Source organism: Streptosporangium sp. NPDC002524, from assembly GCF_040295985.1.
Lineage (GTDB): Bacteria > Actinomycetota > Actinomycetes > Streptosporangiales > Streptosporangiaceae > Streptosporangium.
Genome location: NZ_JBEOWK010000001.1, coordinates 619,498 through 637,422, shown reverse-complemented (window position 1 = coordinate 637,422; position 17,925 = coordinate 619,498). Strand labels below are relative to the sequence as shown.

General features: G+C 72.4%; 15 protein-coding genes. 4 read left to right on the top strand and 11 right to left on the bottom strand.

All coding sequences use genetic code 11. From position 1 onward, the window contains the following. Positions 1–74 precede the first annotated feature (74 nt). Entirely contained in the window at positions 75–581 is a 507-nt protein-coding gene (locus tag ABT053_RS02650; protein WP_350967057.1) for an EF-hand domain-containing protein, read from the bottom strand. A 322-nt stretch (positions 582–903) separates the two neighbouring features. On the opposite strand from ABT053_RS02650, the gene ABT053_RS02645 reads away from it, so the two are divergent. Continuing rightward, positions 904–3,255, top strand: a complete 2,352-nt coding sequence (locus tag ABT053_RS02645) for a HelD family protein (protein WP_350967056.1) — start codon at positions 904–906, stop codon at positions 3,253–3,255. Positions 3,256–3,495: 240 nt separating this feature from the next. On the opposite strand, the gene ABT053_RS02640 is transcribed toward ABT053_RS02645, so the two are convergent. From ABT053_RS02640 to ABT053_RS02595, 10 genes are all read right to left on the bottom strand, one after another. Next, positions 3,496–5,490 carry a prolyl oligopeptidase family serine peptidase gene (locus tag ABT053_RS02640; RefSeq protein WP_350967055.1) on the bottom strand — a complete coding sequence of 665 codons (1,995 nt, stop codon included), beginning with the start codon at positions 5,488–5,490 and terminating at the stop codon, positions 3,496–3,498. Between the two features lie 106 nt (positions 5,491–5,596). Next, a complete protein-coding gene (locus tag ABT053_RS02635; RefSeq protein WP_350967054.1) occupies positions 5,597–7,351 on the bottom strand; it encodes an ATP-binding cassette domain-containing protein in 1,755 nt (584 codons plus the stop codon). Beyond that, positions 7,348–9,474 (bottom strand): ABC transporter ATP-binding protein, encoded by a 2,127-nt coding sequence (locus ABT053_RS02630; RefSeq protein WP_350967053.1) that lies wholly within the window; start codon positions 9,472–9,474, stop codon positions 7,348–7,350. Before ABT053_RS02630 ends, ABT053_RS02635 begins: the two co-directional genes overlap by 4 nt. A gap of 175 nt (positions 9,475–9,649) precedes the next feature. After that, complete coding sequence (locus ABT053_RS02625; protein ID WP_350967052.1) at positions 9,650–9,784, bottom strand: SapB/AmfS family lanthipeptide; 135 nt, start codon at positions 9,782–9,784, stop codon at positions 9,650–9,652. Between the two features lie 62 nt (positions 9,785–9,846). After that, positions 9,847–9,984: a SapB/AmfS family lanthipeptide gene (locus ABT053_RS02620; RefSeq protein WP_350967051.1), complete on the bottom strand. Its 138-nt coding sequence runs from the start codon at positions 9,982–9,984 to the stop codon at positions 9,847–9,849. A 59-nt stretch (positions 9,985–10,043) separates the two neighbouring features. Further along, positions 10,044–10,181 (bottom strand): SapB/AmfS family lanthipeptide, encoded by a 138-nt coding sequence (locus ABT053_RS02615; protein WP_350967050.1) that lies wholly within the window; start codon positions 10,179–10,181, stop codon positions 10,044–10,046. A 49-nt stretch (positions 10,182–10,230) separates the two neighbouring features. Beyond that, positions 10,231–10,362: a SapB/AmfS family lanthipeptide gene (locus ABT053_RS02610; RefSeq protein WP_350967049.1), complete on the bottom strand. Its 132-nt coding sequence runs from the start codon at positions 10,360–10,362 to the stop codon at positions 10,231–10,233. A gap of 4 nt (positions 10,363–10,366) precedes the next feature. Continuing rightward, positions 10,367–13,063, bottom strand: coding sequence for a class III lanthionine synthetase LanKC (lanKC, locus tag ABT053_RS02605; protein ID WP_350967048.1), 2,697 nt, complete (start codon positions 13,061–13,063; stop codon positions 10,367–10,369). 148 nt (positions 13,064–13,211) lie between these two features. After that, the gene (locus ABT053_RS02600) at positions 13,212–13,913 is read right to left on the bottom strand and encodes a sensor histidine kinase (RefSeq protein WP_350967047.1); all 702 of its coding nucleotides are present in this window, start codon (positions 13,911–13,913) and stop codon (positions 13,212–13,214) included. 617 nt (positions 13,914–14,530) lie between these two features. Continuing rightward, a complete protein-coding gene (locus ABT053_RS02595; RefSeq protein ID WP_350967046.1) occupies positions 14,531–15,244 on the bottom strand; it encodes a M50 family metallopeptidase in 714 nt (237 codons plus the stop codon). A gap of 83 nt (positions 15,245–15,327) precedes the next feature. Between ABT053_RS02595 and ABT053_RS02590 the strand changes: the two genes are divergently transcribed. Genes ABT053_RS02590 through ABT053_RS02580 form a run of 3 tightly spaced genes read left to right on the top strand, consistent with a single transcriptional unit; the run spans position 15,328 to position 17,914 of the window. Beyond that, positions 15,328–16,245, top strand: a complete 918-nt coding sequence (locus ABT053_RS02590) for an amidohydrolase family protein (RefSeq protein WP_350967107.1) — start codon at positions 15,328–15,330, stop codon at positions 16,243–16,245. Positions 16,246–16,261: 16 nt separating this feature from the next. Beyond that, positions 16,262–16,738, top strand: a complete 477-nt coding sequence (locus tag ABT053_RS02585) for a nuclear transport factor 2 family protein (RefSeq protein ID WP_350967045.1) — start codon at positions 16,262–16,264, stop codon at positions 16,736–16,738. A 30-nt stretch (positions 16,739–16,768) separates the two neighbouring features. Continuing rightward, positions 16,769–17,914 carry a magnesium and cobalt transport protein CorA gene (locus ABT053_RS02580; protein WP_350967044.1) on the top strand — a complete coding sequence of 382 codons (1,146 nt, stop codon included), beginning with the start codon at positions 16,769–16,771 and terminating at the stop codon, positions 17,912–17,914. Positions 17,915–17,925 lie beyond the last annotated feature (11 nt).

The following is a 17,925-nucleotide window of genomic DNA, read 5'->3' as shown; positions in this document are numbered from 1 at the left end:
ATCTACGCTCAACGCCTACGCCTACGCTCACGCCGAAGCCGAAAACCGGATGTGCCGGGCCACCGGGACCCCGGTCAGACCAGCCCGTCGACCAGGCGGTCGCCCGCGATGCCGGTCTTGTCCGGGTGGTAGTAGTCCTTGATGCCGGTGATCCAGACCGGGACCGTGATCCGGTCGTCCTCCGACGGCCCGAACGCCTCGAAGAGGGCGTCGATGTTCGCGCGCTCGAAGCCGATGGCCGTCATGAGCGCCACGAAGACGCCCCGCTCGATGAGCCCGTCGCCGTCCGGGTCGCCCAGCGCGGCCAGCGCCTCGGCGAAGTCGGTGATCGCCGCGTCGAAGCGCTCGGGGGAGAGGACGCACGCGGCGTACTCCTCGAAGCTGACACGGCCGTCGTGGTCGGCGTCCAGGTCGGTGACGAGAGCCGTCCAGTAGTGCCGGAAGGCGGCCAGCATGGCGGCCTTGGCGGCGTCGTCGGAATCGGCGGCCACCGCGACGACGCGGGCCGCCATGCGTTCGAAGTCGCCGGCCTCCAGATAACCGGTGCCGTCCACGTCGAACAGGGCGAAAATCAGTTTCACCCGATCGATGGCTGCTATCCGCATATTCCATTGCCTTTCTCTGGCCGCCGCTCGGAATGGGGATGGAATCGTGGCGTCAACTGTACATGATCATGCCGAGTCACGACTTGCGCACCCGCGGTGCGGCCGGCGGCCGAAGAGGCCGGTTGTGGCCGACGGAATTAATACGGCTGGACATTAAAAGGCGTAATTACCTGTGCCATTGAAAGGCGCCGTTCGACGACGGGCGCGAAGAAGTTGGACGGGCGCGCCGAAAGGGCTTACGCTACTCATCGTCCATTGTGCAGAAAAATACGTCTGCTGGTTAATTATATCACGAGGAGTGAGATTGTCAAACGAGGCGCTGCGTGAGGAGCGGGAGTACGTGTCGGTGCTGTACGACCGGCTCGACGAACTCCGCGAACACCTCACCGGACGGCTGGCGCAGGTGCTCGCGACCTCCGGCGGCAACGCCCAGGCGCGCGTCGAGAAGGACGCCGCCCACGCCGCCTACGCCGAACGCCTCGCCCGGCTCGACGCGGCCGGGAACGGCCTGTGTTTCGGGCGGCTCGACATGCTCGACGGCGAGTGCCGCCACATCGGCAGGATGGGCATGCTCGACGACGCGGAGGACGCCGGGGACGCCGGGGACGCGGAGGACGCGGCCCCGCTGCTCATCGACTGGCGGGCACCGGCCGCCCGCCCGTTCTACCTCGCCACCGCGGTCACGCCGGAGGGCGTCCGGCTGCGCCGGCACATCAAGGACCGCAACCGCACGGTGACCGAGATCCACGACGAGTGGCTCGACCTCGCGTCCGCGGCGGGCGCCGGGCACGAGGGGCTCGCGGGCGAGGCCGCCCTGCTGGCCGCCCTGAACGCCGGCCGGACCGGCCGGATGACCGACATCGTCCAGACGATCCAGGCCGAGCAGGACCGTGTCATCCGGTCCGGGCACACCGGGGTGCTCGTCGTGCAGGGCGGGCCGGGGACGGGAAAGACCGCGGTGGCGCTGCACCGCGCGGCCTACCTGCTCTACACCCACCGGCGGCGGCTGGCGCGGCGGGTCGTGCTGGTGATCGGACCGAACGCCGCGTTCCTGCGCTACGTGGGGAACGTGCTTCCCGCGCTGGGCGAGACGAGCGTGCTCCTGTCGACCGTCGGCGAGCTGTACCCCGGGGTGACCGCGGAACGCGAGGAGACGCCCGGGACCACCGAGGTGAAGGGGCGGGCGGCGATGGCCGAGGTGGTCGCCGCCGCCGTACGCGACCGCGAGTGGGTGCCGGAGGACCACCTCGACGTGGAGTACGAGGGACAGACGCTGCGCCTGGACCGGCGGACCTGCGAGCGGGCGCGCGACATGGCACGAGGCTCCCTGTCCCCGCACAACCCGGCCAGGCCGATCGTGGTCGGTGAGATCAGCAGGGCCCTCGCCGAGCGGTACGCCGAACGCGTCGGCACCGATCCGTTCGACGGCGAGCGCCTGCTGGACGACGGCCAGGTGGAGGACATCCGCCGGGAGATGCTCACCGACGAGGCGGTCCGGGCCGCGCTCGACGAGCTCTGGCCCGACCTGACGCCGCAGCGGCTGCTCACGGACCTGTTCGGCTCCCGGGACCGAATCGCCTCCGCGACACCGGGGTTCACTCCCGGGGAACGGGCGCTGCTGCTGCGGGAGCCGGGCGGCGGCTGGTCACCCGCCGACGTGCCGCTGCTGGACGAGGCTGCCGAACTGCTCGGCGAGGACACCCGGGCGGAGCGGCTCCGCGAGGAGCACGAGCGGCGCGAGCGGGTCTCCTACGCCCAGGGCGTGCTGGACGTCGCGATGGGCTCGCGGGCCACCGACCTGGAGGACGACCAGGAGGCCGAGATCCTCACGGTCAACGACCTGGTCGACGCGGACACGCTCGCCGAGCGGCACCGGGAGACGGACCACCGCACCCCGGCCGAGCGCGCGGCGGCCGACCGGACGTGGGCGTTCGGACACGTGATCGTCGACGAGGCGCAGGAGCTGTCGGAGATGGCCTGGCGGCTGCTGATGCGCAGATGCCCGGCCAGGTCGATGACCGTCGTCGGCGACACGGCGCAGAGCGGCGACCCGGCGGGCACCCTGTCGTGGGAACGGGTGCTCGACCCCTATGTCAAGGGGCGCTGGCGGCTCGAGCAGCTCACGCGGAACTACCGGGTGCCTGCCGAGATCATGGCCGTCGCCGCCGACGTGCTGGCCGAGATCGACGCAGGCCTGGAGGCGCCCGTCTCGGTGCGGGAGAGCGGCGTCGAGCCCCGGGGGCTTCGCGTGCCGCCCGGGGAGCTCACCGGCCGGCTGGTCGAGATCGTCGCGACCGAGGCCGCCGGGCTGACCGGCCGGAGGCTGGCGGTCATCACGCCCGACTCGCTGCTGGAGCCGCTCGGCTCCGCGATCGTGGCGGGCGTGCCGGAGGCGTCGGTCGGCGAGGACCCGGTCGCGCCACGTCCCGTCGTCGTGCTGGACGTCGGGCGGGCCAAGGGCCTGGAGTTCGACGAGGTGCTGGTGGTCGAGCCGGGCCTGATCGCCGCCGAGTCGCCGCGCGGGCTCAACAACCTCTACGTCGCCCTGACCCGCGCCACCCAGCGGCTGGGCGTGCTGCGCACCACGGATCTCCCGCCGTCGCGGGCCACGTCGCGCGTGACGGGCGCGTGGCTGCTCGCCCGAGACTGAGGCCTTCCGCGAGCGCGCCGGCGGGGCGCTGCTCACGGGGTGCTGCCAACGGGTGCCGTCAGCGGGTGCCGTCAGTGAGACGCTCGGGAAGGGCGCGACACGCGTACGACCCCGACCGAGCCGGTGGCGACGACCGGGACCCACGCCGACGATCCCGGCTTCACACGCGAAGATCCGGGCTCACGCCGACGGTCCCGGCTTCACGTAAGGAGATTCGGGCTCACGCCGACGGTCCCGGCTTCACGTACCGGCCTCCAGGCCGGTGTGGGCGGCGAGGAAGGCGAGCATGTCCGCCGCGAGGTCGACGGCGCGGCTCGCCGAGCGGGAGCCGTGGCCGACGTCGCCCTCGTGGCGCAGCAGGATCGGCCGCGGGCCCGACGTCGCCGCCTGCAGCGCCGCGCACATCTTGCGCGCGTGCATGGGGTCGACGCGGGAGTCGCCGCCGAACGTGGTCAGCAGCGTCGCCGGGTAGCCGACGCCCTCGACGACCCGGTGGTAGGGGGAGTAGCCCAGCAGCCAGCCCAGCTGCTCGGGGTCGTCGGCCGAACCGTACTCCGGACGCCACGACGGGCCGAGCCCCGACCGCTCGTACCTGACCATGTCGAGCAGCGGCGCCGAGCAGACGGCGGCGGCGAACAGGTCGGGGCGCTGCGTCAGCGCGGCGCCCACCAGCAGCCCGCCGTTCGACTCGCCACACGCGCCCAGCCGGTCAGGAGTGGTCCAGCCGTCCGCGACGAGCTTCTCGGCCGCCGCCGCGAAGTCGTCGAAGACGTTCTGCTTGCGCTCCAGCATGCCGTCGCGGTGCCAGGCCGCGCCCTCCTCGCCGCCGCCGCGCAGCTGGGCGAGGGCGAAGACCCCGCCCGCCTCGACCCAGGGCAGGATGTAGCTGGAGTACGACGGCGTGAGCGAGAGCCCGAACCCGCCGTAGCCGTACAGGATCGTGGGCCTGGGGCCAGAGCCGGGCCGGGCCAGCACGACCATCCGCACCGGTGTGCCGTCCGCCGAGGCGAAGACCAGCTGCCTGGCCTCCAGCTCCGGCACCTCCACGGCGCCGGGCGCGGCGCTCCACGGCGACGTCAGCCCGGTGCGCGTGTCGTAGCGGTGCACCCCCGCGGGCGTGACGCTGTCGGTGTAGGTGAACCAGACCTCGTGGCCGCCCTCGGGGCGGGTGGTCAGCCCCCCGGCCGAACCGAGGCCGGGCAGCGGCACCGAACCGCGCCGCCTCCCGGTCGCGAGGTCGTGGACGCTGATCTCGCTCACCGCGTGCCGGGTCCAGCCGACGAGGAGCTCCTGCCCGGCGATCGCGAACTCGCCGATCACCGCCTCCGGGTCCTCGCCGACCAGGCCGATCCAGTGCTCGGGGCCCGGCCGCGCGGGGTCGGCCACGCACAGCCGCCCCCGCGGCGCGTCCAGGGTGGTGAGCAGGTACAGGCGCCCGTCGCGGCCGACGGCGGGCGCCGTCACCGCGCCCGCCCCCCGCTGGATCACCCGCAGGTCGGGACGCTCGGGGGAGGAGGACGACAGGTCGGCGATCCACAGGTCGTTGCCGTCGCCCGCCATCGCCGAGACCGTGAGCCAGCGCCCGTTGTAGCTGATCCCCAGCCCGTACGAGCGCTCCTCACCCATGATCACGGCGTCGTTCTCGGCCGGGGTGCCGAGCCGGTGCAGGCGGACCTGGCGGGCGCGGACGTAGAAGAACGCCTTCCCGTCGGGCAGCCACGCCACGGGCGCGTACCGGCAGCGGTCGATCGGGCCGTCCACCACCCGGCGGGTGGCGACGTCCATCACCCGCAGCTCCGACCGCTCGTCCCCGCTCCTGGACAGCTGGTACGCCACCAGCCTGCCGTCCAGGTCGGGCTGCCAGTGGTCGAGGGTGGTCAGCCCGCTCGGGTCGAGCTCCATCGGGTCGATCAGCGTCTCCTCCACCCCGTCGGGGCCGGTGCGGTAGAGGACCGCGTGCTCCTGCGCGGCGGTGCGGCGCAGGAAGAACCTGCCGCCGCCGCGCCACATCGGCGTGCCGACGGACCCGGCGCCGGTCAGCGCCGCCACCCGCGAGCGCCACCGGTCACGTCCCGGCAGCGTGGCCGCGTGCTCACGCCACAGCTCCTCCTGGGCCGCCGACCAGCTCCGCGTCTCCGGGCTGCCGGGATCCTCCAGCCACCGGTACGGGTCGGGCACGGCGTGGCCGTGGAGGTGGTCGACGACCGGTCGCCGCTCGGCGGGAGGGTAGATCATCGCGTTCCTCCGGATGAAGGCCTGGGGCTCTGGACGGGAATCACGGCACCGGTTCCCGCGTGCTCGACGGGAATCACGGCACCGGCTCCCGCGCGTTCGACGGGAATCACGGCACCGGCTCCCGCACGTTCGACGGGTCCCACTGCCCGGCCAGGTCGGCGTAGAGCGGGGAGGAGGCGAGCATCTCCTCGTGGGTGCCCAGCCGGACGCTGGTGCCGTCCATGACGAGGATCCGCCGGGCCCGCAGGGCGGAGCTCAGCCGGTGGGCGATGACGAGGAGCGTGCCGCCCCGGCGGGCGAACGCCTCCTCGGCGCGAGCCTCGGCGGCCGGGTCCAGGTGACACGTCGCCTCGTCGAGGATCACCAGCCGGGCCGGGGCGAGGTAGGCGCGGGCCAGGGCGACCAGCTGCCGTTCGGCGGGCGACAGCATGCCGGAGTCGATCTCGGCGGAGTAGCCGCCCAGCCGCGCCACCAGGCTCGCCAGGCCGACCGCGTCCACCGCCTCGTCCACCGCCTCCCGCGAGGCGTCGGCCAGGTAGGTCAGGTTCTCCAGCAGGGAGCCGCGGAAGACGTACGCCTCCTGCGGGATCAGCACCCGGTCGGCCGGGTCGAGCCGGTCGGCGGGCACCCCGCGCGCCAGGATCCGGCCCGCCCCCGGCGCGAGCAGCCCGGTCAGGAGCGCGGCGAGGGTGGACTTGCCGATGCCGCTGGGGCCCACGACCGCGATGTGGTCACCCTCGGGGATCGACAGGTCCAGGCCGTCGATCACCGGTTCCGCGTGCGGGCCGTACGCGAACGTCACGCCGCGCAGCTCGGCGGCCGCCCCGGCCTCGCCGTCCCGCGCGGAGAGCCGCCCGCGCGCCCGTACGGGCGGGTCGCCGTCGCGCAGCAGCCGGCCGAGCGCCACCCGCAGCCGGACCCCGTTGATGCCCAGCCCCTCCACGAGGTTGCCGAGCGCGGGCGCCAGCGACTGCGTGACGTAGGCGAGGGCGCCCAGGATCACCCCGGCGCCCGCGCCCTCGCCCACCAGCCAGGGGGTCGCGGCCAGCACCAGCAGGACCGGCAGCCAGCCGCCCACCGCCAGCGACAGCGTGCGCAGCGCGGTCACCCGCGCCAGCGACCGGGCCGCGCGGGCCTGTTCCGCCACCCGCAGGCCGACGTCGTCCGCCATCCGCTCCTCGGCGCGGCAGGCGGTGATGTCGCGCAGCCCGCCCACCATGGTGGCGAGCGCCTCGGCGGTGCGTTCGTCGGCGAGGATGAAGTCCCGCTGCCGCCTGGCCAGGGCGCGCAGCGACAGCAGGAAGATGACGAGGCCCGCGACGAAGGGCGGCAGCACCAGCGCGAGCACCTCGGGCACGAGGGTCGCCAGCCCGATCATGACGCTCACCACGGTGAACGCGAACGACCTGACCACCGTGATGACCGAGGCGAAGGCGTCGCGGGCCAGCTCGACCTGCAGGTTGGAGCGGGCCACCGCCGCCGCCCCCGGTCCCCGTCCCGACCTGACCGAGTGGCGCAGCGCGTCGTCGACGACGTGCGCGAGCAGTTCCTCGCGGAACGGCTCCACGATCGAGGCGACGGCCATCACCACCTGCCGCGCGCCGACCGCGGCGAGCAGCCACGCGCCGCCGAGCAGGGCTAGCCAGGCGAACCCGGTCGCGGGACGTCCCGCGCCGAAGCCGTCGTCGATCGCCCGCGCGATGGCGAGGCCGATGACCAGCGAGGGCGCCGTCTCCGCGACGGACCAGCCCGCGAGCCTGACCAGCTGGTACGGGTCCCGCCTGAGCGCCCGCCGCAGGGGCCTGTCGACGACGTTCCCGACGTGCCCGACGTGCTCGATGTGCCGGTCCGGAGGATTCACGACCTGCCCGCCCTGGAAGAGGTGCCCGCTTGGAACGACGTGCCCGCCGGGGAGGAGGTGCCCGCCGTGCGGGACGTGCCCGCCGGGGAGGAGGCGCCCGGCCGGAAGGACGCGTCGGCCTGGGAGGACGCGTCCGCTTGGAACGACGTGCCCGCCGGGGAGGAGGCGCCTACCGTGCTGGAGGTGCCCGGCGGAGAGGAGGAACCCGGCCGGAAGGACGCGTCCGTCTGGAACGACGTGCCCGCCGGTGAGGGGACGCCCACCGGTGGTGAGGACGTGTCGGCCCATGAGGACGCGTCCGGTCGCGGGGGAGCGTCGGCCTGGGAGGACGTGCCGGTCTGAAAGACGGCGCGGTAGGCCGGGTCGGCCCAGAGCGCCCGGTGGCCGCCGCACGCGCGCACCCGGCCGTCGTCCAGCCAGATCACCCGGTCGGCCGCCGCCGCCGTCGCCACCCGGTGGGTCACGATCAGCCGCGTGCGGTCGCGCAGCTCCCTGGAGAGCGCGCGGGCGACCTGGCGCTCGGTGACGGTGTCCAGGCTGGAGGTGGCGTCGTCCAGGATGAGCAGGCGCCATCCCTGCGCGAAGGCGCGGGCCAGGCCGAGCCGCTGCCGTTCACCGCCGGACATGGGCGCCTCCTCCAGCGGCGTGTCGTACCCCAGGGGGAGCCGCCGGACGAAGGCGTCGGCGCGGGCCGCCCGCGCCGCCGCCCGCACGACCTCGTCCCTCCCGTCCGCCCGGCCGTCCCGGTCATGGTGGCCGGACCCTGCGCCGGTACGGGTGCGACGGCCGTGGCGGCCGGTGCCGGGGACGACGGCGGGAGCGTCGAGTCCCAGGGCGACGGCGGCGGCGACGGTGTCGCCGAGCAGCGCCGGGCGCTCGAAGGCGTACCCGACGGCGTGGCGCAGCGACTCGCGGGAGAGGTCGGGCAGCGGCACGCCGTCGAGGAGGACCGTGCCGTGGCGCGGGTCCACCAGCCGTCCGGCGACCGCGGCGAGCAGGGACTTGCCCGCGCCCGAGCGGCCGACCACGGCCACCGCCTGCCCGCCGGGGATGACGAGGTCGACGTCGCGCAGGCCGCCCGCGTCGACGCCGCGAAGTTCGAGTGTGCCGGGACCGGTGGGCAGCGGGCACGTGCCGTAGGCCCGCGGGCTCTCGGCGGTCAGCTCCTCCACCCTGGCCGCGGCGGCCCGCGCCCTGGCCAGGCGGCTGACGTAGCCCAGTGCCGAGCCGAGACCGGCGCCGAGCACGACGTAGCGGGCGGCGGCGTACAGCTCCCCGGCCGTGAGGTCGCCGGCGGCCAGGCGCAGCCCGCCCACCCCGAGCACGGCCACCTCCAGCAGCGGGACCACCGCCCCCGCCTGCACCCCGGCCCGCGCGTTGGCCCGCCACATGTCCATGGCGTGCCCGCGCAACCGGGGCAGGGCGGTGAGCACCCGCGCGCGCTCCCGGTCGGCGGTACCGGCCGCGGCGATCGTACGGGCCCCGGCGAGGGCGTCGACCAGGCGGGCGGCGATGTCGCTCTGCGCCGCCTGGTAGTCGCCCGCTATGGAGGTGCTCACGCTGAGGAAGGCCCGCAGGACGAGCGCGATGAGGACGAGCCCGGCGACCAGCGTCACGGTCAGCAGCGGGTCGATGAGGGTGAGGGCCACCACGGCGCCCGCGGTGGGGATGACCAGCGCGGCCCCGGTGACGATCGACTCGGGGGCGCGCCCGATCTCCTCGGTGTTCAGGCCCATCCGGGTGACCAGGTCTCCCTCGGGGAACCTCCGGGTGATCACCGGCCCGACACCGAGCACGTTCCGCACGACCCGGTTCCTGAGCCAGGCCGAGGAGCGCGCGCCGCTCGATCCGGCGGCCCAGACGCCGAGGGTGTCGCAGACCACGGTCAGGATCACGGCGGCGGCGCAGGCGGCGAGCCAGGTCGCCGCGCCGGTGCCGCCGGGCGTACCCGAGGTGCCGGACGCGCCGGTCGTACCGGCCACGAGCTCGTCGACCGTCCGGCCCAGCACGAGCGGGAGCGCGAGCTGCGCGAACGCGCCCAGGACGGAGGTGACCGCGAGGACGGCCAGCCAGGGCCCGCCACGCCGTACGGTGTCGGCCACCAGCCGGTCCGCTGCCCGCACGTTGGCTCCTCCTCGGACTTCCCGAAATTTCCCCGACTTCGCGAACTTTCCGACTTTCCGTACTTCTTCCTGCTTTTCCGGCTTTCCTGGCAGCGTCATCGACGTCCAGGACCCGCCCGGCACGGGAGTGCCCGGGACGGCCGCCGTCGCTGGCCGTCCCGGGCACGGGGTCTCACTAGTGGCAGAGCGCGACGCTCAGGTTGCTGGGCTTGCCGGAGTTGCAGCCGAGCACCGTCAGCGTGCTACCGCCGCCACCGCCGTGGCCGCCGCCGTCGGGGGTCTCCAGGGACTGCAGGTCGAGAAGGACCATGGGATTGCCTCACTTCTGCTGGGAACCTGATGGGAAGAACCGATATCGGGAAAAGCGAATGCCTAGTGGCAGAGGGCGACGCTCAGGTTGCTGGGCTTGCCGGAGTTGCAGCCCAGGACGGTGAGGGTGCTGCCCCCGCCGCCGCCGTGGCCGCCGCCGCCGGTGGGGGTCTCCAGGGACTGCAGGTCGAGAAGGACCATGGGAGGTGCTCCGTTTCTACGGGTTCTACGGGTTCTACGGGTTCTGTGGAACGGGAGGACTAGTGGCAGAGGACGACGCTCAGGTTGCTGGGCTTGTGGGACTCGCAGCCGAGCACCGTGAGGGTGCTGCCGCCGCCACCGCCACCGCCACCGCCGCCGGTGGGGGCCTCCAGGGACTGCAGGTCGAGAAGGACCATGGGATTGCCTCACTTCTGATGGGAACCGATATCGGAAAAACCGGGTTGCCTAGTGGCAGAGGGCGACGCTCAGGTTGCTGGGCTTGCCGGAGTTGCAGCCCAGGACCGTGAGGGTGCTGCCGCCACCGCCACCACCGCCGCCGGTGGGGGCCTCCAGGGACTGCAGGTCGAGAAGAACCATGTCGTTACACCTCCTTCCGCTGTGCGTCGTGACGGGAGCCAAACCGCCCGGCGGATCCGTGCGCGGACACCCCTGACGGGGCGCTCGTGCCGCCGGGCGGCTCGATGAAGGGGAGGAACACCGGCCGGTCCCGCAGCACGGCGCTCATCGCGAACAGGACTCCGGCCGTACCGGTCGCGAAGTCCATCGAAAGCCTGAGCAGCTGGTTGCCGGGGAAGGCCAGCCCGCCGCCGTGGGGCAGCGCGTGCCAGTCCAGCCCGCGGAGCTGCTCGGCCAGGTCTGTGTGGTCGGCACCGTGGCCAGCATCGTGGCCGGTTCCGTGGCCGGTTCCGTGGTCGGCGGAGGGGGCGCCGGGCTCGGGGCCCAGGCCCCAGCCGAGGCCGCCGATCATGCCGCTCCGGCCGGTGAACAGGCCGGACTGCACGAAGTAGCGTCCCCGGGTGACGCGCCGGCAGCCGTCGAGCGCGGTGCGGAAGTCCTCGTCCTCGCGGTGGGCGAGGTAGCGGGCGAGGACCATGCCGATGCCCACCGACCCCTCGTCCAGGTAGGGCAGCGTGCGCCAGCCCTGGTTGACCTGGAGGGTCCCGTCCTCGCCGGCGACGCAGCGCCGCAGGTCCTGCCGGAGCGCCACGGCCGCCCTGTCGAGCATCGACGCGTCGCCGGTGCGCTCGTAGGCGTGCAGGAAGAGGAGAGCGGGCCCGGAGGAGCCGTACATCAGCCCGGCGCGGGGGTGGCTGCCGCCGCTGACCTCCGGTACGTCGTCGGGCCCGCCCAGCCTGTCGGAGCAGATGCCGGTGATCTGCAGTGCCACCTCGGTGAAGGTCCGCTCGCCGGTGGTCCCGCCCAGGTGGAGGAGGTTCAGGCCCATGCCGGCCAGGCCGCCGAACAGGCCGAGCTCCAGCGACTCCCACTTCTGGCGCAGGCACAGGTCGGCGGTGTCGATCGCGTCCTGGCGGTGCCCGAGCAGGTCGAGCACGTAGGCCACGCCGTGCAGGCCGTCGTAGAACCCGATCCCCGTCCCCGGGTCGGGGGCGAGCGCCTTCGCGCGCAGCCAGTCCTCGTACTCGGGACGGCGCTCGGCCCCGGTGGCGGCCAGCGCGTAGAGGACACCCGCCGCGCCGTACGCGAGGTTGACGCCCCCGCCGGGCTGGAACTGGGCGACGTCGCCGGGGAAGAGCCGGTCCTCGCGCTCGGGGGTGGCGCTCGCCAGGATGGCCCGGGTCATCGCCTCCCTGAGCGTCGGCCAGTCGTCGAGCCCCGGCTTCGGGTACGGGGTGGCCGCCTTGGGCTCGGGGCCCGTGACGGTCAGGACCGCCTCGTCGAGCACCTCGCGCGGCACGGGGAAGGTGTCGCCGATCAGCCTGGCCAGGTCGGCCACCTTGGCGCGGTCGAGCGGCAGCATGATCGTGAGCTGGGGGGCGAACAGCCCGAGGCAGAGGCAGGCGAGGGCGTACAGGTCGACGTCGACCCCCTGCCGGTCGGCCGGCGCGCCGAACGCCGGGTGGGCGAGCGCCGCGCGGCCCCGGTCCTCGGTGAGGGTCGCCACCTCGTAGTCGATCAGTGCGAGGCGGCCGTCCTCGGTCACGAGGATGTTGTTCGGGTGCAGGTCGCCGAAGACCACCCCGCGCTCGTGCAGGGACTCCACCGCCCGGCGCACCTTGGGGAGCGTGTCGAGCACCCAGGCGGTGTACTCGGCGATGGCCTCGTCGTCGCAGGTCGCCCTGGTCAGCGGGTACTTGTGCACGAGCTGCCGCTGGAGCGGGTTGCCGTCGACGAACTCCTCGACCAGGAAGTGGTGCCCGCCCAGGGTGAAGTAGTCGATCAGCGCGGGCACCGCGTCCAGCCCGGCCAGGCGCTCCAGCATGTCGCGCTCGTGCGCCAGCCGCGCCACCGCGTCCCGGCCGGCGGCGTCCAGGCCGGCGTGCGGGCGGGCCTCCTTCAGCACGACCCGCTCCCCGGTGCGCAGGTCCTCTCCCAGATAGACGCCGCCGCCGTTGGAGAACTGCATGACGCTCTCGACCCGGTACGGCAGGCCCTCGGTGGTGACCGCGTTGCGGGCGGCCACGTGGGATTCCAGGAAGGCGGGCAGCGTCACCCAGGACGGCACGCCGAACGCGGGCTCCCGCACGTCGGGGACGAGCCGCCCCTCACCGTCCTCGATGGCCAGCACCAGCTCGCCGTTGTCGGCCAGGCAGCGCCGCCCGGCGAAACCGCCGTACCGCACGAAGAGCGGGCCCTGGCCGTAGCGGAGGTCGCTGAGGATGTACGGCCCCTCGACGCCCCGCAGCAGCTCGTCGAGCTCCTTGAGCGTGAGCTCCAGCTGCGCCTCGTCCACCGGGTAGATCGTCACGAGCTTCCCGCTGGCGCCGCGGGGGGCGGCCTTGGAGTTCAGCATGGTCATGACCGGCAGGCTGCGCAGGAACTTGAACGCGATGTCGCGGGGGACGCAGTAGTCCCAGACCGCCTCTATGGCACGGTCGGCGTCCTCGGCGCGGGCGGAGACGTGGATCTTCCAGCCCTGGGCGGGGGTGCGGCCGGCGAGCGGCGCGTAGTGCATCCAGGTGTCGGTCGCCTGGTGCTGCCAGCCCTCCGGGACATCCCGGGCAGCGAGCGCGAAATCGGGGTGATCTCCCCGGCGGCCGTCAAGCGTGTCATAAAAAAGCGGGTCCGCCAGACAATAAAGCTCATACTGGTCATCCACGGCATTCTCCCCTGCTGTCTTCCAGAAGAGAGAATTACGGATAACCCGAGAAACCACTAGTTACAAACTCAACCACTCGTATATGCGAAACTCACAGTGTCGACCGTGACGGTGTGCGCTACCTGCGCTTTCGTGCCGGACGTGAAGGTTATTCGGAAAAATTACCCGGAACCTCGGCTATCAGGGTGAACCACCCGTCGGTGCCGCCGGCCACCCGTACCGTGCCGCCCAGCTCGCCCACCCGGTGGTCCAGGTTGTCCACGCCGCTGCCGGTGGAGGGGGTCTCCCGCCGGGGGGCTCCGTCGTTGACGACGGTGAGGCGCAGCCGGCCGTCGCTCTCGACCAGCTCGATCGCGCACCGCTTCACCTGGCTGTGCCGCAGCATGTTCGTCACGCCCTCGCGGACCACGGCGCCCAGCGTGGCGCTCACGGCGTCGGGAAGCCCGTCCACGTCCACCCGGACCGAGCAGTAGGCCCCGAAGCCCTCCATCAGGGTCCTGGCCCGCGCGACCTCGCCGGGGAACGACAGCCGGTGGCGGGCCGCCGACACGTTCCGCACGGCGTGCGCGGCCTGCCGCACCGCCCGCAGCACCTCTTCCAGGTCCTCGCGCAGGCGCGCGTCGCCGTTCGCCCTGCGGTGGGCGAGCTCCCCCCTGATGGACGCGAGCCAGAGCCAGTGCCCCACGATGTCGTGCATGTCGCGGGCGAACCCCTCGTACGCCCTGGTGAGTGCCCTCTCCCGCTCGGCGCGAAGCCGCCTGAGGCGCAGGACGAGCACGAGCGTCATGCCCAGCGAGGCCAGCAGGACGCCCACCCCGGCCGCTCCTGCGAGGTAAGCGGGGTGGGGCATGGAACGCCTCTCGCAGGAGAAATGATATCCCCGATAATAAACTCAAAAAAGCCGTTAAGTGTCAATAAAGAAGGGTGGCTTCGTGGCCTGATGCGGAAGGTCAAGGGGTGTCACAACGCCAGCATGAAATACAGTGATTAGTGCTTCTAATACCCTCGCCGTAAATCGTGACCGTTTTGTTGCGGGGCCTCTCGCCGGTGATGGCGGCGGCCGTGGGACCGGACGTGTCGGTGGTGTAGATGACGCCGTATCCGGCATCCTCGGCGCCTCTGGCGCCTCACACCTTTCGGGCGTCTCAGGCGTCTCAGGCCGCGACCGCGAGGACCGGCGGGCGGCGAACCGGCCGCTGCTTTCCCCGGCAAGCCCGGACTTTCGACGAGCCCGCCCCTTCGACGAGCCCGGACTTTCGCCGAGCCCGCTCCCTCGACAAGCCCGTCCCCCGATGAGCCCGGCCCTCCGAGAAACCCGGGCTTTCGACGAGCCCGATTCGAACAAGCTCGAACTTCCGAGAAGCTCGGGCCTCCGATGGACGGGCCCCGAACAGGCTTGGGTGCTTTCGGCGGGCTTCGGACGAGGCAGGGCCTCAAGGCCTCAAGGCCTCAAGCGCCTCGAGAACCTCAGATGAGCCTGAGCGCCGAGGGCAGCAGCAGGTAGGCCCCGGCCACCAGGCACGCCCCCGCCACCACCAGGAACAGGAACACCCAGAACCCGCCGGGCATGAAGGTGAGCCTGGCGAGCTGGTCGGCGTCGGAGTCGGGCGCCTGGTGGCGGCGCCGCTTGCGCTGGAGCTCCACGATCGGCCGTACGCCTCCCAGCAGCAGGAACCACACGGCCAGGTAGGCGAGGACGGCGTCCATGTCGGGCGCCGCGTACCAGGTGAAGGCGAAGATGGCGCCCCCGGTGGCGAGCAGGCTCACCACGCCGAACAGGTTGCGGATCATCAGCAGCATGCAGAACAGCAGCCCGATCACGAGCGTGATCAGCACCGCCACGTACCCGGAGGCGGTCAGCCACGCCCCGCCCAGCCCCAGCAGGGACGGGGTGACGTATCCGGCGGCGGCGGTGAGGATCATGCCGAATCCCCGGGGCTTTCCCCGGGTCAGGGTCACGCCGGAGGTGTCGGAGTGCAGCCGGATGCCCTCCAGCTTGCGCCGGGTGAGCAGCGCCACCAGCGCGTGCCCGCCCTCGTGGGCGATGGTGATCAGCCCCCGCGACAGCTGCCACGACGTGGACCACGACACCACGCCCAGCGCGACCAGGGCGGACAGCAGCACGACCCACAGGGGCGGCCCGGAACGGGTCGTGGTCAGGGTCACCCAGAGGTCGGACAACGCTCGTTTCTCCTTCGCGATGTGAGAGCAAAGCGTCCCACGACTGCCGGTGTGCTGGCGATAAAGTCGGAACCGTGCCGAACATGATTCCGGAACTCGACGACGCGGGCGTCCCCGCCTGGTGGCGAGGACTGGGCCTGCCCGGTCTGGCGGACGTGCACGTCCACTTCCTGCCGGAGCGGATGGAACGCCGAGTCTGGCACCATTTCGAGCACGGCGGCCCCTTGATGGGGAAAGGGTGGCCGATCCACTACCGGCTGCCCCCGGAGGAGCGGATCGCCGGGCTGCGGGCGCTCGGGGTGCGGGTCTTCTCCGCGCTGGCCTACGCGCACCGGCCGGGCATGGCCGTGAGCCTCAACGAATGGACGCTCGACTTCGCCGCCCGTACCCCGGGATGTCTTCCCTCGGCCACCTTCTACCCCGAACCTGGAGCCCTCGGCTACGTCCGGGACGCGCTCGGCCGAGGGGCGCGGATCTTCAAGGTTCACCTCCAGGTCGGCGACTTCGACCCCCGGCTCGAGGAGATCGACGACGTGTGGGGCCTGCTGGCCGAGCGGGGTGTGCCCGTCGTCGTGCACACCAGCTCGATCCCGCTGCCCGGCCGCCACACGGGCCCGGGACCGATCGGCGGGGTGCTGGACCGCCACCCGGCCCTGCCGATGATCGTCGCGCACCTCGGCATGCCGGAGTACGACGCGTTCCTCACGATGGCCGAGACCTTCCCGAACGTGCGGCTCGACACCACGATGACCTTCACCGACTTCGCCGAGCGCGGCATGCCGTTCCCCGCGCGCCTCCTGCCGCGCCTGCGCGACCTCGGCCTGGCCGGCAAGATCCTGCTCGGCAGCGACTTCCCGAACATCCCCCACCCGTACGCCCACCAGCTCCACGCGCTCGACCGGCTCGGGCTCGGAGACGACTGGCTCCGCGCGGTGTGCTGGCACAACGCGGACAATCTCCTCGACCTGTCCGCGCACTACACTCGGTCCGCAGGACATTGATGACCGGGAGAAACTCGTGAACGATCGGAACGCCGAGCTCATCAAGACGTTCTACGACGCCTTCGCGCGCCGCGACGCCGACGCGATGGAGCTCTGCTACCACCCCGACGTCACCTTCGGCGACCCCGTCTTCCAGGACCTCGAAGGGCGCGACCGGGTGATGGGCATGTGGCGGATGCTGCTCGGCCGCAGCGCCGACCTCACCGTGACCGTCCGCGACGTCACCGCCCGCCCGCACGAGGGTACGGCGCACTGGACCGGCCGTTACACCTTCGGCAAGACGGGCAGGAAGGTCGTCAACGAGGTCGACGCCCTCTTCCGCTTCGACGAGGGCCTGATCGTCCGCCACCACGACGACTTCGACCTCAGGCGCTGGTCCAGGATGGCGATGGGCCGGCCGGTCGGGATCGTCCTCGGCTGGACCCCGATGCTCAGGGCGAAGATCCGTACCACCGCGATGCGGTCGCTGCAGGAGTTCATGAGCGCCCGATGACGTTCACGAGCGCCCGATGAGGAGAGACGCGTGACCGACCGGCGAATGCGGGGCCTGCGGAGCCTGGTGCGCGGGCGTCCCGGCACCGGTCAGGAGTCTCCCGAGCGGTCGATGGACCCCAGGTTCGCCGGCGACGGGCGGCCGGCTCCGCCCCGCTCCCGCGTCATCGACAACGCGATCTACGTCAACGGCCACCGCGCCGCCACCCCGGAGTCGCTGCCCGAGGCCTTCGAACGCCTGAAGAACACCCCCGACAGCATGGCCTGGATCGGCTTCTACCGGCCCGAGGACGGCGTCATCCTCAACGTCGCCGAGGAGTTCGACCTGCACGAGCTCGCGGTCGAGGACGCCATCGTCGCCCACCAGCGGCCCAAGGCCGACCGCTACGGCGACACCCTGTTCGTGGTCCTCCGCCCGGCCCGCTATCTCGACGAGGCCGAGGAGGTCGACTTCGGCGAGCTGCACGTCTTCGTCGGCCCGAACTTCGTGATCACCGTACGGCACAGCGAGGCGCCCGACCTGTCCCAGGTCCGCCGCCGCATGCAGCACGACCCCGAGCTGCTCGGCCAGGGCCCGCAGGCGGTGCTCTACGCCATCCTCGACGCGGTCGTGGACGGCTACGCCCCCGTGGTCGCAGGTCTGCAGAACGACATCGACGAGATCGAGGTCCAGGTCTTCGGCAACGAACCCGGGGTCTCCCGCCGCATCTACGAGCTGTCGCGCGAGGTGATCGAGTTCCAGCGGGCCACCCAGCCGCTCCTCGGCATGATCGAGGGCTTCATCGCGGGGGCCGCCAAGTACGGGGTGGACCAGGAGCTGCAGAGATACCTGCGGGACGTGGCCGACCACGCGATCACCGTCGCCGAGCGGGTGAGCGGCTTCCGCCAGATGCTCCACGACATCCTCGTGGTCAACTCGACCATGGTCGCCCAGGCCCAGAACGAGCACATGACCAACCTCACCGAGGCGAGCAACGCCCAGAACGAGGAGGTCAAGCGGATCTCCGCCTGGGCCGCGATCCTGTTCGCCCCCACCCTCGTCGGCACCATCTACGGCATGAACTTCGACGTGATGCCCGAGATCCACTGGCAGTGGGGCTATCCCTTCGCGGTCCTGCTCATGGCGGGCGTCTGCCTCACCCTCTATCTGGTCTTCAAGCGCCGCGACTGGCTCTGACGCGGGCCCCG